At 70.1% G+C, this 16537-nt stretch carries 16 protein-coding genes; 10 read left to right on the top strand and 6 right to left on the bottom strand.

Annotation, left to right across the window (positions count from 1 at the left end):
- Window positions 1-2 precede the first annotated feature (2 nt).
- From DDE23_RS19260 to DDE23_RS19250, 3 genes are read right to left on the bottom strand one after another with little or no spacing between them, the layout of a single operon-like run.
- Window positions 3-803 carry a Na+-translocating NADH-quinone reductase subunit C gene (locus DDE23_RS19260; RefSeq protein WP_107754656.1) on the bottom strand — a complete coding sequence of 267 codons (801 nt, stop codon included), beginning with the start codon at window positions 801-803 and terminating at the stop codon, window positions 3-5.
- Window positions 796-1572 (bottom strand): RnfABCDGE type electron transport complex subunit D, encoded by a 777-nt coding sequence (locus tag DDE23_RS19255; protein WP_107754655.1) that lies wholly within the window; start codon window positions 1570-1572, stop codon window positions 796-798. Before DDE23_RS19255 ends, DDE23_RS19260 begins: the two co-directional genes overlap by 8 nt.
- A complete protein-coding gene (locus DDE23_RS19250) occupies window positions 1569-2819 on the bottom strand; it encodes a Na(+)-translocating NADH-quinone reductase subunit A (protein WP_107754654.1) in 1251 nt (416 codons plus the stop codon). Before DDE23_RS19250 ends, DDE23_RS19255 begins: the two co-directional genes overlap by 4 nt.
- 166 nt (window positions 2820-2985) lie before the next feature.
- On the opposite strand from DDE23_RS19250, the gene DDE23_RS19245 reads away from it, so the two are divergent.
- Complete coding sequence (locus DDE23_RS19245; RefSeq protein ID WP_107754653.1) at window positions 2986-4146, top strand: cytochrome C; 1161 nt, start codon at window positions 2986-2988, stop codon at window positions 4144-4146.
- A 12-nt stretch (window positions 4147-4158) separates the two neighbouring features.
- Here the strand turns inward: DDE23_RS19245 and DDE23_RS19240 are convergent, their stop codons facing one another.
- Window positions 4159-5052 carry a LysR family transcriptional regulator gene (locus DDE23_RS19240; protein ID WP_170121900.1) on the bottom strand — a complete coding sequence of 298 codons (894 nt, stop codon included), beginning with the start codon at window positions 5050-5052 and terminating at the stop codon, window positions 4159-4161.
- 156 nt (window positions 5053-5208) lie between these two features.
- Here DDE23_RS19240 and DDE23_RS19230 point away from each other — a divergent pair, with 156 nt between their 5' ends.
- From DDE23_RS19230 to DDE23_RS19210, 5 genes are all read left to right on the top strand, one after another.
- A complete protein-coding gene (locus DDE23_RS19230) occupies window positions 5209-6009 on the top strand; it encodes a putative hydro-lyase (RefSeq protein ID WP_107754652.1) in 801 nt (266 codons plus the stop codon).
- Window positions 6010-6052: 43 nt separating this feature from the next.
- Window positions 6053-7084 carry a TRAP transporter substrate-binding protein gene (locus DDE23_RS19225; protein ID WP_107754651.1) on the top strand — a complete coding sequence of 344 codons (1032 nt, stop codon included), beginning with the start codon at window positions 6053-6055 and terminating at the stop codon, window positions 7082-7084.
- A 76-nt stretch (window positions 7085-7160) separates the two neighbouring features.
- Window positions 7161-7775 carry a TRAP transporter small permease subunit gene (locus tag DDE23_RS19220; RefSeq protein WP_107754650.1) on the top strand — a complete coding sequence of 205 codons (615 nt, stop codon included), beginning with the start codon at window positions 7161-7163 and terminating at the stop codon, window positions 7773-7775.
- Window positions 7775-9064: a TRAP transporter large permease gene (locus DDE23_RS19215; RefSeq protein ID WP_107754649.1), complete on the top strand. Its 1290-nt coding sequence runs from the start codon at window positions 7775-7777 to the stop codon at window positions 9062-9064. The genes DDE23_RS19220 and DDE23_RS19215 overlap by 1 nt, the downstream gene beginning before the upstream one ends.
- Window positions 9065-9135: 71 nt before the next feature.
- Window positions 9136-9834: a DUF2848 domain-containing protein gene (locus tag DDE23_RS19210; RefSeq protein ID WP_107754648.1), complete on the top strand. Its 699-nt coding sequence runs from the start codon at window positions 9136-9138 to the stop codon at window positions 9832-9834.
- Window positions 9835-9893: 59 nt separating this feature from the next.
- Here the strand turns inward: DDE23_RS19210 and DDE23_RS19205 are convergent, their stop codons facing one another.
- Together DDE23_RS19205 and pxpB are read right to left on the bottom strand one after the other, a co-directional pair.
- Window positions 9894-10925, bottom strand: a complete 1032-nt coding sequence (locus tag DDE23_RS19205; RefSeq protein WP_107754647.1) for a 5-oxoprolinase subunit C family protein — start codon at window positions 10923-10925, stop codon at window positions 9894-9896.
- Window positions 10922-11731, bottom strand: coding sequence for a 5-oxoprolinase subunit PxpB (gene pxpB, locus DDE23_RS19200; protein ID WP_107754646.1), 810 nt, complete (start codon window positions 11729-11731; stop codon window positions 10922-10924). The genes DDE23_RS19205 and pxpB overlap by 4 nt, the downstream gene beginning before the upstream one ends.
- A gap of 111 nt (window positions 11732-11842) precedes the next feature.
- On the opposite strand from pxpB, the gene DDE23_RS19195 reads away from it, so the two are divergent.
- From DDE23_RS19195 to DDE23_RS19180, 4 genes are read left to right on the top strand one after another with little or no spacing between them, the layout of a single operon-like run.
- Complete coding sequence (locus DDE23_RS19195) at window positions 11843-12610, top strand: LamB/YcsF family protein (protein ID WP_107754645.1); 768 nt, start codon at window positions 11843-11845, stop codon at window positions 12608-12610.
- Window positions 12611-12618: 8 nt separating this feature from the next.
- Window positions 12619-13269, top strand: a complete 651-nt coding sequence (locus DDE23_RS19190; RefSeq protein WP_107754644.1) for a GntR family transcriptional regulator — start codon at window positions 12619-12621, stop codon at window positions 13267-13269.
- A gap of 48 nt (window positions 13270-13317) precedes the next feature.
- Window positions 13318-14559, top strand: coding sequence for a carboxyl transferase domain-containing protein (locus DDE23_RS19185; RefSeq protein ID WP_107754643.1), 1242 nt, complete (start codon window positions 13318-13320; stop codon window positions 14557-14559).
- Between the two features lie 9 nt (window positions 14560-14568).
- Window positions 14569-16530 (top strand): acetyl-CoA carboxylase biotin carboxylase subunit, encoded by a 1962-nt coding sequence (locus DDE23_RS19180; protein WP_107754642.1) that lies wholly within the window; start codon window positions 14569-14571, stop codon window positions 16528-16530.
- Window positions 16531-16537 lie beyond the last annotated feature (7 nt).

The following is a 16537-nucleotide window of genomic DNA, read 5'->3' as shown; positions in this document are numbered from 1 at the left end:
CCTCAGAACTCCCCGCGCCGCACGGCGGTCAGGAACGGGCCATAGCCGTCCGGCCCCAGCCAGAAGCGCATGATCTGCGTCATCGCGTTCGAGGTGCGGGTGGCGCCGGTGATGCCGTCGACCTCGTACTCGCTGCCCGCCGGTCCCCGCGCCACGGCAAAGCGGACCGTGCCGCCGGCATCCGCCACCGGCGTGCCGGGGAATTGCGCCAGCCAGGCCGGTTCCTCGACCCGTCCGCCCAGGCCCGGGGTCTCGGACTGGCCGGTGATCGCCAGCCCGGCGATGGTGTTCATGTCGGCCCTGAGCGCGACGATGGCGTCGATCGGGCCGTTGTAGCCCGCGCCGCTGACCGGCAGCAGCACCAGCGACAGCGCGTCGCCCTCGCCCCGCAGCAGATAGATCTGCGCGAAATCCGGCCGCTGGCCGAGGCCCGCGAGGTCCTGCGCGGGGCTCAGCGCGGTCCAGTTGCCGCTGTCTTGCAGCGCGGCAGCGAGGGTGGCGGGCGTGACCTCCCCGGCGGCGCGGCCGCGCTTCAGGTCGATCACCACGGTGGTGAGCGTGCCGCCCGCGCTGGCCAGCAGCTCGGACATGCCGGGGATGCCCGCGACCAGCGCCTCCAGCCGCGCCTGTTGCTCGGCGGCGCGGTTGGCGGCCTGGATCGGGCGCAGGATCACCGTGGCGCCGCTGACCGCCAGTGCGCAGATCACCGAGACCAGAAAGGCCATGACCAGCGTCTTGGTCCGGCTCTCGTTCGGCAGCGCCAGCAGCCGGCGCCAGGCGGTGAGCGGGTTGAGGTCAGCCATGGTGCATCCTCCTGCGCAGGATCCAGAGCGCGAGCGCGATTTCATCGAGAAGGGGGGCGGCGAGGGACGCCAGAAGCGCGGCCGAAACCGCCATCTGCACCGGCGCCGCGCCCTGCCAATGGGCGGCGAAGAGCGCCAGCAACAGGCCGTAAAGCGCGCCGTTCAGCCAGCCGCCCAGCTTCGTGGACGCGCTGGCGACCGGATCGCTGACCAGCAGCGCCAGCACGATGCCGGCGACCGGCAGCAGCGGGGCCAGCGGCACCCCGGCCCAGAGGCACAGGGCCAGGGCCAGCACCGCGCCCAGCACCAGCCGCAGCGCCATGACGCCGAAGAGGACGCCGAGCCCCAGCGCCGGGATCGCCGCCCAGCCGACGGGCAGGGCCAGATCCGGCCAGGGCGCGGCGGGAAAGCCGAAGCCCAGGAAGGCCAGCGTCACCGTCGCCGGGTTCAGCACGTTGCGGCCCCAGCCACCGAAGACCAGCTCGGCGATGACCGAGCCGAAGCTGATGCCGAGGATCAGCTGCAACAGGCTGAGGTCCTCGGGCGCGAGCATCGCCACGGCCAGCGCGGTCAGCACGCCCGCGACGGACGGCGGCTGGGCGCGGATCAGCATGAAGGCCAGATGCCAGAAGCCCGAGACGACCAGCGCGAACCCCAGCCGTCCCGCTGCCATCAGCCCGCCGTCCCAGAGCCAGGCCAGCAGCATCGGCAGCAAGGCCGCCAGCAGCAGCAGCGCCACCGTCTCGCGGTCCCACAGGCCCTGTTTCATGCCAAACCCTCCTCGGCGGCGATCCGGTCCAGCAGCGCCCGCAATTGCCGCGCCAGCCGCTGGTCCGAGCCGGTGGCGTAATCGGCCAGCGCCAGATCTTCCTCCAGCAAGGACAGCCCGCCCAGCCGGATCAGCCCCTCGGCATCGCCCGCGGCCAGCGCCCGGACCAGGGCGGCGGCGGGCAGGTCGCCGCCCAGCGCCTGGTCCAGCGCCGCGGTCGGGATGATCGGCGCATGGCGCGCGGCGCGGTCCAGCGCGGCGCGGAACCAGTGGCGGCCCGCCGGGCGCGGGGCGCGGGGCAGGGCGGTCACCTGCCGGTCGCGCGCCCCGAGCCACAGCGCCGGGCGCCCGTCCAGCGCCGAGCCGCTCAGCACGTCATGCGGGCCGGGCAGCACCCGGGCCCGGGTCAGCCCGCGCAGATCGGCGCCGGGCTGGCAGCGGACCAGCGCCGGGCTGCGCAGCGCCTCGCCGGTGATGGCGATCAGCCGCGTTGGCGGCAGGAACCCGGTGGCCAGCAGCGCGCCGATATCGGCGGCGTCTTCCGCCGTCAGGTCCCAGACCGGGGCGCCGGTCCGGGCCGGGACATGGCGGTGCAGCACTGGCCCGGCCAGCCCCTGAGGATGCAGCGGGCCGGTGGCGACGGGCCGGGCCGGGGCAGGGGCGCCGGGCCCGGCATAAAGGAGGGGGCCTGCGGTCAGGGACGCCAGCGCCGAAAGGCCGCGCGCCAGATCCTCCTCGCGCCCCGTGATCGCCAGCGCCGGATCGGGGGCGCCGGGGCGGGTGTCCCGGCCCATGACCAGGATCGCGGCGGGCGCCTCCGCCGGGGCGGGCATGCGGCCGAACGGGCGGCTGCGGATCATCCGCCAGAGCCCGCTTTCCTGCAGCAGGGCCCGCAGCCGCGCCGGGTCCCCCCCGGCGCCGCGGGTGTCGAAGGCATGCCGCGCGCCGCCCGGCTCGTGAAACAGCACGAGTTGCGACAAGCGGCGGCCGGGCTGCAGATCGATCCGCGCCACCCGCGCCGCCATCGGCGCGACCAGAGCGATCCCGGGCGCGGTCTTCAGCCGCATCAGCGGCTGGCCCTGCGCCACCTCGGCGTCCTCGGTCACCAGCAGCTCGACCCGCAGCGACTCGCCCGGGGCGGGCTGGACCGCGGCCTCGACGGTAAGCTCGGTCGCGACGGGAGCGGCCGGGTCGGGCAGGCGGGGCTGGGGCAGGATCAGGCCTGCGGAAAAACGGGCGGGCAGCATCGCGTCTCCATGGTCCGCGGGTCTGGCGCGGCGCGCGCCGCCGGGTCTTGACCCGGTCGGCGTTGCGGGAATTCGCTTTCACGGATAGCATGAACGGGCAGGGTTGAGTAGACCATAGGATGTGAGGGCCGGGAACATGCTATTGAAATCGAAAGCAATATTTTTGATGTATGTTTTCGGCGCGCTGCTGGCACTCGCTCCGGTTGCGTCGTCGGCGCAGGCGCCGGACCCCGTCGCCACCCCCGATATCGAGGCCTTGGCCGAGCAGCTCGAACTCTACGTCATGCCCCGCTCCGGCCCCTACCGGCCCGACCAGATCACCATCGCCCAGCAGGCGGCGATCAGCGCCTGGGCGCGCTCGCCGCATGCCGATGCGCGCTCCGAATCCTTCGCCCATTGGAACGAGGAGGGCGAGATCCCGCCCGCCTGCGCCGTCTGTCACGCGGGCGCGGGCTTCCGGTCCTATCACGGCCTCGACGGCAGCGCGCCGGGCCTGCCCGCGGCGCCCCTGCCCACAGGCGGCGTGGTCGATTGCGCCACCTGCCACGATCCGAACCTGGGCCGGGTGACCGAGGTCCGCATGCCCAGCGGCGTGATGCATCCCGTCGCCACCACGGCCGAGACGGCTTGCCTGACCTGCCACCAGGGCCGCGCCTCGGGCGTGCAGGTGGCGCAGGCGACGGGGGCCGGGACGGTGGATACGCCCGATCCCGCGCTGGGCTTCATCAACCCGCATTACGCCGTCGCCGGGGCGGTCTGGCTGGGGGGCCATGCGCAGGGCGGCTACCATTACCCGGACCGCACCTATGTCGGCCGCTTCTTCCACGCCCGCCCGGTCAATACCTGCGTCTCCTGCCACGAGCCGCATTCGCTGGAGGTGGCCGAGGAAACCTGCCGCACCTGCCACGAGACCGGCACCCCGGCCGATATCCGCATCGCGCGGCAAAGCTATGACGGCAGCGGCAATCTGGGGCAGGGGATCCGCGCCGACATCGCCGCCAATGCCGCACGGCTTCTGTCGGTGATGCGCGACTATGCCGCCGGGGTGGCGGACACGGCGCTGCTCTATGATGGCGCGCGCTACCCCTATTTCTTCGCCGATGCCAATGGCGACGGCCAGCCGGACATGGCGGACGGGCGCGCGGTTGCGTTCAACGCCTGGACGCCGCGGCTGCTGCGCGCGGCCTATAACTGGAAATTCGTCACCGCCGACCCGGGCGCCTATGCGCATAATCCGCATTACGCGCTGGAGCTGCTCTACGATTCGATCGAGGATCTGGCGGTGTCGATGGGGCAGGATATCAGCGTCTGGGGCCTGCGGCGCTGAGGCGGGCGCGGGTCAGGACTGCCGGTCGCTGCCGCCCACCTTCTGGGCCAGCATCGCCAGATGCTCGACCACCCCGGCGCTGGTGCGGTGCAGGTAGCAGGCGCTGAACCGGTGTTCGGGCAGCTCCAGAACCGTCCGGATCACCCGCAGCTTGCCCTCCTCGATCTCGGTCCGGGCGACCTCTTCGGGGATGGCGCAGATGCCGATCCGGTCGAGCGTCATGCGGATCATCGAGGCGAGCGAGGAATTGGTATAGACCCGCGGCCGCGTCTCGCCGGCGCGGTGCAGGGCGCGCATCAGCGTCGTATAGGGCGAGGTCGCCTTGGGATAGGTGATGATCGGCACCGCCCGCAGCGCCTCGATTCCCAAAGGCTCGGGGCCGATCTCCATCTCGGTCGAGGCGAGGAAAACCAGAGGCGCCGTGAAAAGCGGCAGATTGGCGATTCGCACATCCTCGGTCAGCGACAGGCAGAGACAGAGGTCCAGATCCCCCCGCAGCAATTGTTCCAGCATGACCGGCGTCACATCGACCGACAGGTCGATCACCAGATTGGGGTAGAGCGCATGCACGCGTTCCAGAAACGCGTTGAGCCAGAGCCGGACGATGGTCTCGGACACCCCCAGCCGCACCGTGCCGCGCACCGCCTGCGGCGCGGTCACGGCGGTCAGCATCTCGGTCCGCAGATCGAGCATGCGCTCGCAATACTCAACCAGAACAAGGCCCCGGGGGGTCAGCGAGATCGAGCGGCCGTTGCGGTCCAGCAGCTTGCCGCCCAGCTCATGCTCCAGCGCCGAGACCCGCTGCGAGATGGCGGGCTGCGTGGTGTTCAGCCGCTCGGCGGTGCGGCTGAAGCTTTGCAGCCGGGCCACCCAGTAGAAACATTCAAGCGAACGGAAATCGGTCACGAGGCCCCCAGACCCTGGCAGATGGCGCGCAATACTATAAGAGATCGTTATCGAAAAGCATCGATTACCATTATTGGACAAGCAAAACGCGGGATGATCTTCTTTCGGTAACAAGAATGTTCCCTGGACGACATCATGACAGCAACAAAGCAACCTATGGCGCGCGAGACTTGGGGCCACGGCTCGACCGGCCGCGACGTGCGCCTCGCCTGCCGCTCGGGCGAGATCGACTACAGCACCGCCGGGACCGCGCCGGGCTATGTCCAGGCGAACCTCGCCATCCTGCCCTATGAATACGCCGAGGAATTCCTGCGCTTCGCCAATGCCAACCCGCGCGCCTGCCCGGTGATCGGCGTGGCCGAGCGCGGCAGCCCCTTCGTGCCCTCGCTGGGCGAGGATCTGGACCTGCGCACCGACCTTCCGGCCTATCGCGTCTGGGAGAACGGCGAGATGGTGGCCGAGGTCAAGGACGTCAGCGACTATTGGCGCGACGATCTGGTCAGCTTCGTCATCGGCTGCTCGCTGTCCTTCGAAGAGGCGCTGTTGCAGGAAGGCCTGCCGCTGCGCCATGTCGAGAACGGCCAGCACGTGCCGATGTACCGCACCAGCATTCCCTGCGTCCCGGCCGGGCGGTTCCACGGGCCGACCGTGGTCTCGATGCGGCCGCTGGTGCCCGCCCAGGCGATCCGCGCCATCCAGATCACCACGCGCTTCCCCTCGGTCCATGGCGCGCCCATCCACATCGGCCTGCCCGAGGCGATCGGCATTGCCGATATCGCCAAGCCCGATTACGGCGATCCGAACCCCCCGCGTGAGGGCGAGATCCCGGTCTTCTGGGCCTGCGGCGTGACGCCCCAGGCGGTGATCGCCCAGGCGAAACCCTCGTTCGCCATCACCCACGCGCCGGGCAGCATGCTGGTCACCGACCGCAAGAACACCGAATTTTCCATCCTCTGATCCGGTTCGCCGGGTCGCCCAACAACCAGACAGGGAGTTAACCATGAAAAGAACCGCTCTTGCCGCAGCCCTGCTGCTCAGCACCTCGGGGGTCGCGCTGGCCCAGAGCTATGACCTGAACGTGGTCGGCAGCCTCAGCACCTCGAGCCTCTATCCGACCTATGAACTGCCGTTCTGGACCGAGACGCTGCCCGCCGCCAGCGGTGGCCGCATCAACGTCACCGTGCAGGCCTTCGACCGGCTCGGCCTCGGCGGCGCCGCAGTCTACGAGATGGTGGAACAGGGCGTCTATGACATCGGCACCACGATCATCGACTACGTGGCCGGTGACGAGCCCCGCGTCGAGGGTCTGGACATCCCCGCCATCGCCGACCCGGCGCTGGCCCGCGAAATCTCGATCGCCTACCGCCCCTATCTGGAGCGCGTCTTCGACGAGGCCTTCGATTCCGTGCTGCTGGGCGTCGCGCCCTTCACCGCGCAGGTGGTGTTCTGCAAGGCCGAGATCAACGGGCTCGACGATCTGGCCGGTCTGCGCATCCGTGGCTCGGGCCGCATGACCATGGACTTCATCGAAGCGGTCGGCGGCACCGGCGTCTCCATCGCCTTCAACGAGGTTCCGGTGGCGCTGGACCGTGGCGTTATCGATTGCGGCATCACCGGCACGCTGTCCGGGTTCTTCGGCGGCTGGTCCGAGGTCTCGACCCACTTCTACCCGCTGCCCATCGGCGGCTGGGATCCGGTCGGCTTCGCGATGAACAACGACAGCTGGAACAGCCTTGACGAGGAAACCCAGACCCTGCTGCGCGAGCAGGTCGCCGCGCTGGAAGACCAGATCTGGAACAACGCCGTGGCCGACAACCAGCTGGGCATCGCCTGCAACACCGGCGGCGAATGCGCGGTCGGCACGGCGCAGAACCTGACCCTGGTCGAAATCACCGAGGCCGACCAGCGCCGCGCCGTGGAACTGACCCGCGACGTCGTGCTGCCGCGCTGGAACGAGCGTTGCGCCGGTGAATGCGCCGAGACCTTCGCCGCCACCGTGGCGCCCCTGCTCGACGCCGTCCTGACCGAGTAAGATACTCGACGCCGCCGCCCCCGGAACATGTCCGGGGGCGGCGCGCCTTATGTGACCCCTATCCCGGAACCCACCCATGCACGCATTGCCGCGGCTCCTCGATCGGCTGTTGGCGGGGGCCCTCGTCGTCTCTCGCTGGGCCGTCTATGCCGGGGGCGGAGCGATCCTCATCTCCGCCTTCCTGATCAGTTTCGACATTCTCTCGCGGCGGTTCTTCGGCCTGTCCACCTGGGGCGCCGATGAATTGTCGTATTACGCCCTCGCCGTTTCGACGAGCTGGGCCTGTGCCTATACGCTTCTGGTGAAGGCGCATATCCGCATTGATCTGGTGACCAGCCGCGTGCCGGACATGGGCAAGGTGGTCCTGCATATCATCGCGCTGCTGGGGCTGGGCTACATGGCCTTCGCCACCACGCAGGCGATGTTCCATGTCTTCCAGCGCTCGTGGAACCGCGGCTCGACCTCGATCACCACGCTGGAGACCCCGATGTGGATCCCGCAGGGCCTGTTCGTCGCCGGGCTGGTGTTCTTCACCCTCGTCACCGCGCTGATCCTGCTGCGCGTGCTGGCCGCGGTGCTGATCGAGCGCGACTACGCCGTGGTCAACCGGGTCACTGGCACCGTCTCTGTCCTCGATGAGACCGAACAGGCCATCGCCGAGGCCGAAGCCCTGCAAAAGAGGAACGGCTGATGCTTCTGACCGCCATTTTCGTCCTGCTCGGCCTTCTGGCGCTGACCATCCCGGTGGCCGCCGCGCTGTTCATTCTGGCCATGGTGCTGGAATGGGAATTCGCCGCCGCCCCGCTCAGCCGGGCGCTGGGCCACCAGATCTGGGACACCAGCACCAATTTCATCCTGGTCTCGATCCCGCTTTTCATCCTGATCGGGGAATTGCTGCTGCGCTCGGGCATCGCCACCAAGGTCTATGACGCGCTCGATTCCTGGCTGTCGTGGATGCCGGGCGGGCTGATGCACGCCAATATCGGCACCGCGACGATGTTCTCGGCCACCTCGGGTTCCTCGGTCGCGACGGCCGCCACCGTCGGCACCATCGCCCTGCCGCAGGCCCCGCGCTTTGGCTACGACGAACGCTTCTTCGCCGGGTCCATCGCCGCCGGGGGCACGCTGGGCATCCTGCTGCCGCCCTCGATCAACCTGATCGTCTATGGCTTCCTGGCCCAGGCCTCGATCCCGCAATTGTTCATGGCGGGCATCATCCCCGGTCTGGTGCTGTCGGGCCTCTTCATGCTGGCGATCCTGATCATGTGCCTGATCAAGCCCGAATGGGGCGGCGAGCGGCGCAAGTCGACCATGGCCCAGCGCTTCGCCAAGCTGGTGCATCTGGTGCCGGTGCTGGTGCTGTTCGGCTTCATCATGGGCGCGATCTATACCGGCTGGGCCACGCCGACCGAGGCCGCGGCCATCGGGACGGTGGTGGCGCTGATCATGGCCTTCATGGCGGGCACGCTGTCGTGGAAGATGGTGGGCGAGGCGCTGGAAGGCACAATGCGCACCACCTGCATGATCATGCTGATCATGATCGCCGCGAACTTCCTGAACTTCATTCTGGCCTCCATCGGGCTGACGGATTCCCTGCTGTCGACCATCGCCACGCTGGAGCTGTCGCCGATGCAGACGCTGTTCCTGCTGATCGGCTTCTACATCATCCTGGGCTTCTTCATCGAAACCCTGTCGCTGATGATTATCACCATCCCGCTGGTGGCGCCGCTCATCACCTCGCTGGGCTTCGATCCGGTCTGGTTCGGGATCCTGCTGATCGTGCTGATCGAGATGGCGCTCATCACGCCGCCCGTGGGCCTCAACCTGTTCGTCGTTCAGGGGGTGCGCAAGCGCGGCACCCTGAATGAGGTGATCGTCGGCTCCATCCCCTTCGTCCTGCTGATGTTCGTGATGGTGCTGCTGCTCATCGCCTTCCCGGGGCTGGCGCTGTTCCTGCCCAATCTGGCGACGGGCGGCTAGGCCCGCGTCAGCCGACCTGCGGGGCCGGCCGACGACTGGCCGGCCCCTTTTCTCTGTCCAAGGATACCCCCATGCAGATGACCTTCTCCGTTCTGGACGCCGAGGGCGGCCGCGCCGAGCGCCGCTTCGATGTCGCGCAGCTGATCGTGGCCGGCTGGGCCGGGCGCGACCGTGCCGCGGTCGAGGAACATATCCACGAACTGGCCGCCATCGGCGTGCCCGCGCCGTCGAGCGTGCCGGTCTATTACCGTGTGGCCGAGGCGCTGCTCTGCCAATGCGACGCCGGGCAGCCGGTGCAGGTGCTGGGCGGCGACACCTCGGGCGAGATCGAGGCGGTGCTGTTCGCCGATGGCGATGAACTGCTGCTCGGCGTGGGCTCCGACCATACCGACCGCAAGCTCGAAGCCTATTCCATCGCCTTTTCCAAGCAGATCTCGGCCAAGCCCGTCTCGCGCGAGCTGTGGCGCCTGAAGGATGTCGAGGATTACTGGGACGAGCTGGTCCTGCGCTCCTGGGCGGTGATCGACGGCGAGCGCTGCCTTTATCAGGAGGGCAATGTGGCGAGCCTGCTGCACCCGCGCGAGCTGTTCGAGCGCTACGGCTTCGCCGACCGCCAGCTGGCCCCCGGTCATGCGATGTTCTGCGGCACGCTGGGGGTGCAGGGCGGGATCCGTCCGGGCAGCCATTTCGAGGGCGAACTCTACGACCCGCGCCGCAACCGCTCGCTGCGGCTGTCCTATGCGGTCGAGACGCTGCCGGTGGTGGCGTGAGCCTGTCCGGGCGGCGGTTGCCTCCGCCCGGACGGTTGAAGGCGCCGGGGGGCGCGGGGTCAGACCCGCGCCAGACCGGCGGTCAGATCGGCGCTCAGCAGCGCCCGGATCGCGGGCGGACGCCGCGCCGCGCCCACCTCGACCAGCGCCGCCTCCCGCGCGGCCTGCGCGGCGCGGGCTTCCAGCACGATCTCTTCGGCCTCGTCGGCGGTGACGGCGGTGAAGCCGAGGCTCTCGCCGGGGCGCAGCTGCGCCAGGATCGGCAGGTCGGCCTCGATCACCGTGGCGATCTTGGGATAACCGCCGGTGGTCTGGCGGTCGGCCAGCAGGACGATGGGCTGGCCGTTGCCCGGCACCTGGATCGAGCCGTTGACGATCCCGTCCGAGACGATGTTGAACCCCTTGGCATGGGCGATGGCCGGGCCCTCGACCTGATAGCCCATGCGGTCGGCGCGGGGCGAGACCTGGTAGCGCGCGCTGAGGAAGGTCTCGATCCCCTGATCGGTGAAGAAATCGTCCTGCGGACCCAGCACCACGCGCAGCTTTGCGGCCTCGGGGGCGGGGAGGGCGGGCAGCGCCAGCTGCGGACCCTCGCCCGCGGCGCCCGGCGTCAGCGCCAGCCGGTCGCCCGCCTTCAGATAGCCGCCATCCAGCCCGCCGAGGCGCGAGCGCGAATGCGTCGACAGGCTGCCCAGCGTCGGCGCGGCGGCGAAGCCGCCCGCCACGGCCAGATAGGCCCGCGCCCCCTGACGCGCCAGACCGATGACCAGCCGGTCACCGCGCTGGGCCTCGAAGGAGCGGCCGCAGCGCAGGGCCTGACCGTTCAGCGTGACCGGGAAATCGGCGCCGACCAGCGCCAGGCGCACGCGCTCGGCCTCGATGTCGATCACCGGGCCGGACAGCGTGATCTCCAGCGCCGCGGTGCCGGGCTCGTTGCCCAGCAGCGCATTCGCCAGCCGCAGCGCGGGCGCGTCCAGAGCCCCGGATTCGGAGATCCCGAACCGCTGGAAATGCCGCCGTCCGAGGTCCTGCAATGAGGTGCCGAGGCCCGCTTCAACCAGCCGCAGCCCGGGGGTGTCGTTCGCGCTCATGCCGGTGTCTCCTCGGCGGTTCGGGGCTGGATCTGCAACTGAGCCACGGGATCGCCCGCGTCGGCCCTGGCGCAGAGATCGCGGTATTCCTCGGGCCCGACGGGGCTGAGGCGCACGCGGTCGCCGGGCAAAAGCAGCGAGGGGCCGATGGTGGCATCACCCTCGCGCCGCGGGTCCCACAGATGCACCGGCGTCTGGCCCAGCAGATGCCAGCCGCTCGGCAGTTCGAAGGGCGGGTTGAGCGCGCTCTGCGCCCCGCCGATGGACACCGAGCGCGCCGGCGTCCTGAGCCGCGGCTCGACCCGGCGGCTGGTGTGCAGCCGCGGATCGAGGCCGCCGAGATAGGCGAACCCCGGCGCGAAGCCGATCATGTAGACCCGGAAATCCGAGGCGGCGTGGATCGCCACGACCTCCTGCGGGTCGAGCTTGTGCAGCGTCGCCACCGCCTCCAGATCCTCGCCGCAGGCGCCGCCATAGCAGACGGGGATCGTCCACAGACGCTCCTCGCGCGGGGCGGCCTCGGGATGGGCGACCAGCGTCTCGAGCCTCCGGCGCAGGGCGGCGGCCCGAATCACTGCCGGATCGAAATGCACGAGGAGCGAGCGATAGGTCGGCACCAGCTCGATCACGCCCTCGATCCCGGCGGCGGTCACCGCGCGGTCCAGGGCCAGCACGGCCTCGCTGGTCGATTCGTCCACCCGGGCGCCGAATTCCACCACCAGGGCGCCGGTCCCCGCAGGCAGAAAACGCGGCAATTCCAAGGGCCTGTCGAGCGTCGGCTCGCGCGGCGGCGGATTGTGTCGCATTGGCGCTTCCCTCTGTTTTCAGAATCGGTATTCTAGTGGTATACCACTGGAACACTAACGCCAAGCGCCCTGCGCGACAGGGAGCCACCGGCTGCGGAAGGGGAGGTCGCGATGCGCGCCATTGATCTCAATTGCGATATGGGCGAGGCCTTCGGCGCCTGGACGATGGGCGATGACGCGGCGATGCTGGACATCGTCAGCTCGGCCAATATCGCCTGCGGCTTTCATGGCGGCGATCCCAGCGTCATGCACCGCACCCTGACGCTGGCCCGGCAAAAGGGCGTCCGCCCCGGGGCGCATCCTGGTTTCCTCGACCTTTACGGTTTCGGCCGGCGGGAGATCCGCGGCGAAAGCATGGACGATATCGAGAAGCAGATCATCTACCAGATCGGCGCCATGCGCGGCATGGCCGCGGTGGTCGGCGTCCCCCTCCAGCACGTGAAACCGCACGGCACGCTCAACACCATGGCCAACGAGGACCCGGTCCTGGCCGACACCATCGCCCGGGCGCTGAAGGCCTGCGCGCCGGACCTGATCTTCATGGTCATGCCGGGGATGGAGACGGAGAAGGCCGGGGAACGCCACGGGCTGCGGCTGGCGCGCGAGATCTTCGCCGACCGCGCCTATGCCGAGACCGGCAATCTGGTCTCCCGCCGGATCGCCGGGTCGGTCATCCATGACGCGGATCTGGCCGCCGACCGGGTGCTGAGGATGCTGGAAGCGGGGGCGCTGGAAACCCTCTCGGGCGCGCGGATCCCGGTGGCCATCGACACCGTTTGCGTGCATGGCGACACGCCCGGCGCGGTGCAGATGGCGGCCCGCCTCAGGGCCCGGCTGGAAGCGGCGGGGATCGCCGTCAGCCCGCTCGCCCCGTTGTGAGCCCGCCGATGGCCGAGCCCTCCACCCCCGAGACGCTGCTCAGCGAGCGGGTCTATCACCAGCTTCTGGACATGATCCTGCGCCGCGACCTGCCGCTGGGCTCGGTCCTGCACGAACGGCGGGTTTCCGAGATGCTGAACGTCTCGCGCACCCCGGCGCGCGAGGCGCTGAACCGGCTGGAATCCGAGGGTATCGTCGTGCGCGAAGCCGGGCGGGCGCTGGTGCTGCGCGGCCTTTCCACCCGCGAGCTGATCGAGGCGCTGAACGTCCGGCGCCTGCTGGAGGGCGAGGCCGCCTTTCACGCCGCGGGCAAGATCCCCGAGGCCGACCTCGACGCCATCGATCAGGCGATCCACGCCCTTCTGGCCAAGACCGCGCCGCGCCCGGACGAGGATTGGGCCATCGACAACCTGCTCCATGGTGCGATTGCCGAGCATTCCGGCAACGCGCTGCTGGCCCGGATGATCGGTGACCTGCGCCTCAAGACGCATATGTTCAACGTCGAGCGGATCCCCGAACGGTTCCGCATCGGCCATGGCGAGCATCTGGGGATCGTCGCGGCCCTGCGCCGGGGCGATCAGGCCCAGTCCCGCCATCTGGTCGAAACCCACATCGAAAACGTCAAGAAAAGCATCATCGCGCTGCTGGCGGCGATCTGAGGGTCCGCCCCCAGACCCGGGCCGCGCGGGATTATCAGGGACTTTCCAATGCTTGCTTCTTCCCTCTCTCCGCACCCCGAGGCCGCGCGCGGGCTCCTGACCGCCGAGGATCGCCTGCGGCTGCTCTTCGATCCGGGCAGCGCCGGGATCGAGGGATCGGGCGCGCTGCGGTTCGGTTCGGGGCTGGTCCACGGGCGGCCGGTGCTGGCGCTGGCCGATGCCGGACCCGGCGATCCGGCGGTGCTGCACCAGCGCGCGGCCTTCTACCGGCGTGTCGCGAACGACGGTGTGGCGCTGGTCGAATTCCTCGACTGCCCGCCGCTGACGGGCGCTGCCGGGGTCGAGGGGCTGGCGGCGATGGACGCCTGCCTGACCGCCCGCGCCGCACTGAAGGGGCGGGGCCTGTCGATCACCGCGCTGTCAGGCCCGGCGCTGGGCCCGATGGCGCTGACCCCGGCGCTGGCCGATCTGGTGGTCATGCACCGGGCCGCCGGGTTCTGGTCGCTGGGCGGGGCCGAGCTTGCCCATCGTCTGGGGCACGAGGACGACCCGGAGGCCGCCTATGGCGGGGCCGGGCTGCATGGCGCAGGCACCGGGCTTGCCGCCCTCGGCGCGGCCGATGACGTGCGGCTGGTGCTGGACATCCGCCGCCTGCTGGGCCTCACCCGGCCCCGCGCGGCGGCGCTGGCGGAAAGCGACGAGGCCTTCACCACGCTCCTCCCCCTCGACCCGTTCGAGGGTTGGGACAGTGCGGCGCTGGTCCGCCTTGTCGCGGACGAGGGCGAAAGCCTCGCCCTTTGGCCCGACCACGGGACGGCGCTGGGCTGCCATCTGGCGCGGATCGGTGGCCAGCCGGTCGGGCTCATCGCCAGCAATCCCGCGCAGAACGGCGGCGCGCTCGACGCCGCTGCCAGCCGCAAGGCCCGCCGCTTCGTCGATTTTCTGGCGGGGCAGGGGCTGGCGCTGGTCATGCTGCTGGACACCCCCGGCAGCCTGCCCGGTCAGGCCGAGGAAGCCGCAGGCGCGCTGGCCGAAGCCGCCGCGCTGCGCCGGGCCCTGACCGCCCTGCCGCAGCCGCCGGTGGCGCTGGTCCTGCGCCGCGCCCAGGGCATCGCCGCGCTGGCGCTTGGTCTGGGCGATGCCCGTACCCGGCTGCTGGCCTGGCCCGGCGCGCGGATCGGCCTTGGTGGCGGCAGCGAGGGACCCGAGGTCCCGCAGCCCCTTTCCCCGAACCAGACCAAGCGCGCCCTGATCGCGGCGCTCGCCGGTCACGACACCCCTCAGCGGTAAGGTTTTTCGATGTTTTCCAAGATCCTGATCGCCAATCGCGGCGAAATCGCCTGCCGCATCATCCGCACCGCGCGCCGCATGGGCATCAAGACCGTCGCCGTCTATTCCGAGGCCGACGCCCGCGCCCTGCATGTGCGTCTGGCGGACGAGGCGGTGCTGATCGGCGCCGCGCCCGCCACGGACAGTTACCTCTCCATCGAAAAGATCATCGCCGCCTGCAAGGCCACCGGCGCCGAGGCGGTGCATCCGGGCTACGGGTTCCTTTCGGAGCGCGCGCTCTTCGCCCGGCGGCTGGCCGAGGAGGGGATCACCTTCATCGGCCCCAACCCCCACGCCATCGAGGCGATGGGCGACAAGATCGAATCGAAGCGCGCCGCGGTGCAGGCGGGCGTCAGCACCGTGCCGGGCCACGTCGGTGTCATCGACACGCCCGAAGAGGCCGAGCGCATTGCCGCCGGCATCGGCTATCCGGTGATGATAAAGGCCTCGGCCGGGGGCGGCGGCAAGGGGATGCGGATCGCCCACAGCCCGGGCGAGGTGCGCGAGGGGTTCGCCCGGGCGAAGTCGGAAGCGGCAGCGTCCTTCGGCGACGACCGGGTCTTCGTCGAGAAATTCATCGAGAATCCGCGCCATATCGAAATCCAGATCATCGCCGACAAGCACGGCAACTGCGTCTATCTCGGCGAGCGCGAATGCTCGATCCAGCGCCGCAACCAGAAGGTTCTGGAAGAGGCCCCCTCGCCGCTTCTGGACCCCGAGACCCGGGCGAGGATGGGCGCGGAATCGGTCGCGCTGGCGCAGGCGGTGGGCTATGACAGCGCGGGCACGGTGGAATTCGTCGTCGGTCAGGACCGCAGCTTCTATTTCCTCGAGATGAACACGCGGCTGCAGGTCGAACACCCGGTCACCGAACTGGTCACCGGGCAGGATCTGGTCGAGCTGATGATCCGCTCCGCCGCGGGCGAACCGCTGCCGTTGGCGCAGACGGACGTCCGGCTGAACGGCTGGGCCGTCGAAAGCCGGATCTATGCCGAGGATCCCGAGCAGGGCTTCATGCCCTCGACCGGGCGGCTGACCACCTATCGCCCGCCGGCCGAGGGCGTGGTCGCGGGCGTCACCACCCGCAACGACACCGGCGTCTTCGAGGGCGGCGAGATCCCGGTCCATTACGATCCGATGATCGCCAAGCTGGTGACCCATGCGCCGACCCGCGCCGAGGCGATCGAGGCGCAGGCCGAGGCGCTCGACGCCTTCGCCATCGGCGGCATCCGCCACAACATTCCGTTTCTCTCCCGCCTGATGCGCCATCCCCGCTGGCGCGAGGGGCGGCTTGCCACCGGGTTCCTGGCCGAGGAATTCCCCGAGGGATATTCGCCCGAGGGCAGCGCGGATGACCGCCGCCTTGCCGGGCTCATCGCCGCCGCCGCGACCCACAGCCGCGAGCCCGATGTCGCCTTGCCCCGCGCGCTGGTCCTGCGCGGCGCCAAGGCGGCGCAGGACGTCACGCTAAACACGGGGAGTGACGGTGCGCTGCGGATCGAGGGCCTCGGCGCTGCGGCCCTCGTGGCCAGCGGCTGGCTGCCCGGGCAGGCGGTCTGGCGCGGGCGGATCGACGGCCAGCCGGTCACCGCCGCGCTGGAGCGTCAGGGCGAGAGCTGGACCATCAGCCGCGGCGGCGCTGTGACCCGTCTGCGGGTGCTGGACGCGCTGGCCGACCGGCTGATCGAAACCATGCCCGCCCCCGATCAGGGCGAGGAGGAACGCCAGCTTCGCAGCCCGGCCGCCGCCCAGCTCAGCGCGCTGCTGGTGGCCGAGGGCGACCGGGTCGACGCCGGACAGCGCCTCGCGGTGATCGAGGCGATGAAGATGGAAAGCCCGCTGCTGGCGCCGCTCGCCGGGCGCGTGGCGCGGATCCTGGCGCAGCCGGGCGCGCTGCTGGCGGCGGGGCAGGTGATCCTCGAACTGGACTGAGGACGGC

The sequence above is a fragment of the Pararhodobacter aggregans genome (assembly GCF_003075525.1).
GTDB classification, from domain to species: domain Bacteria; phylum Pseudomonadota; class Alphaproteobacteria; order Rhodobacterales; family Rhodobacteraceae; genus Pararhodobacter; species Pararhodobacter aggregans.
This window is presented reverse-complemented; position numbering and strand designations above follow the sequence as displayed.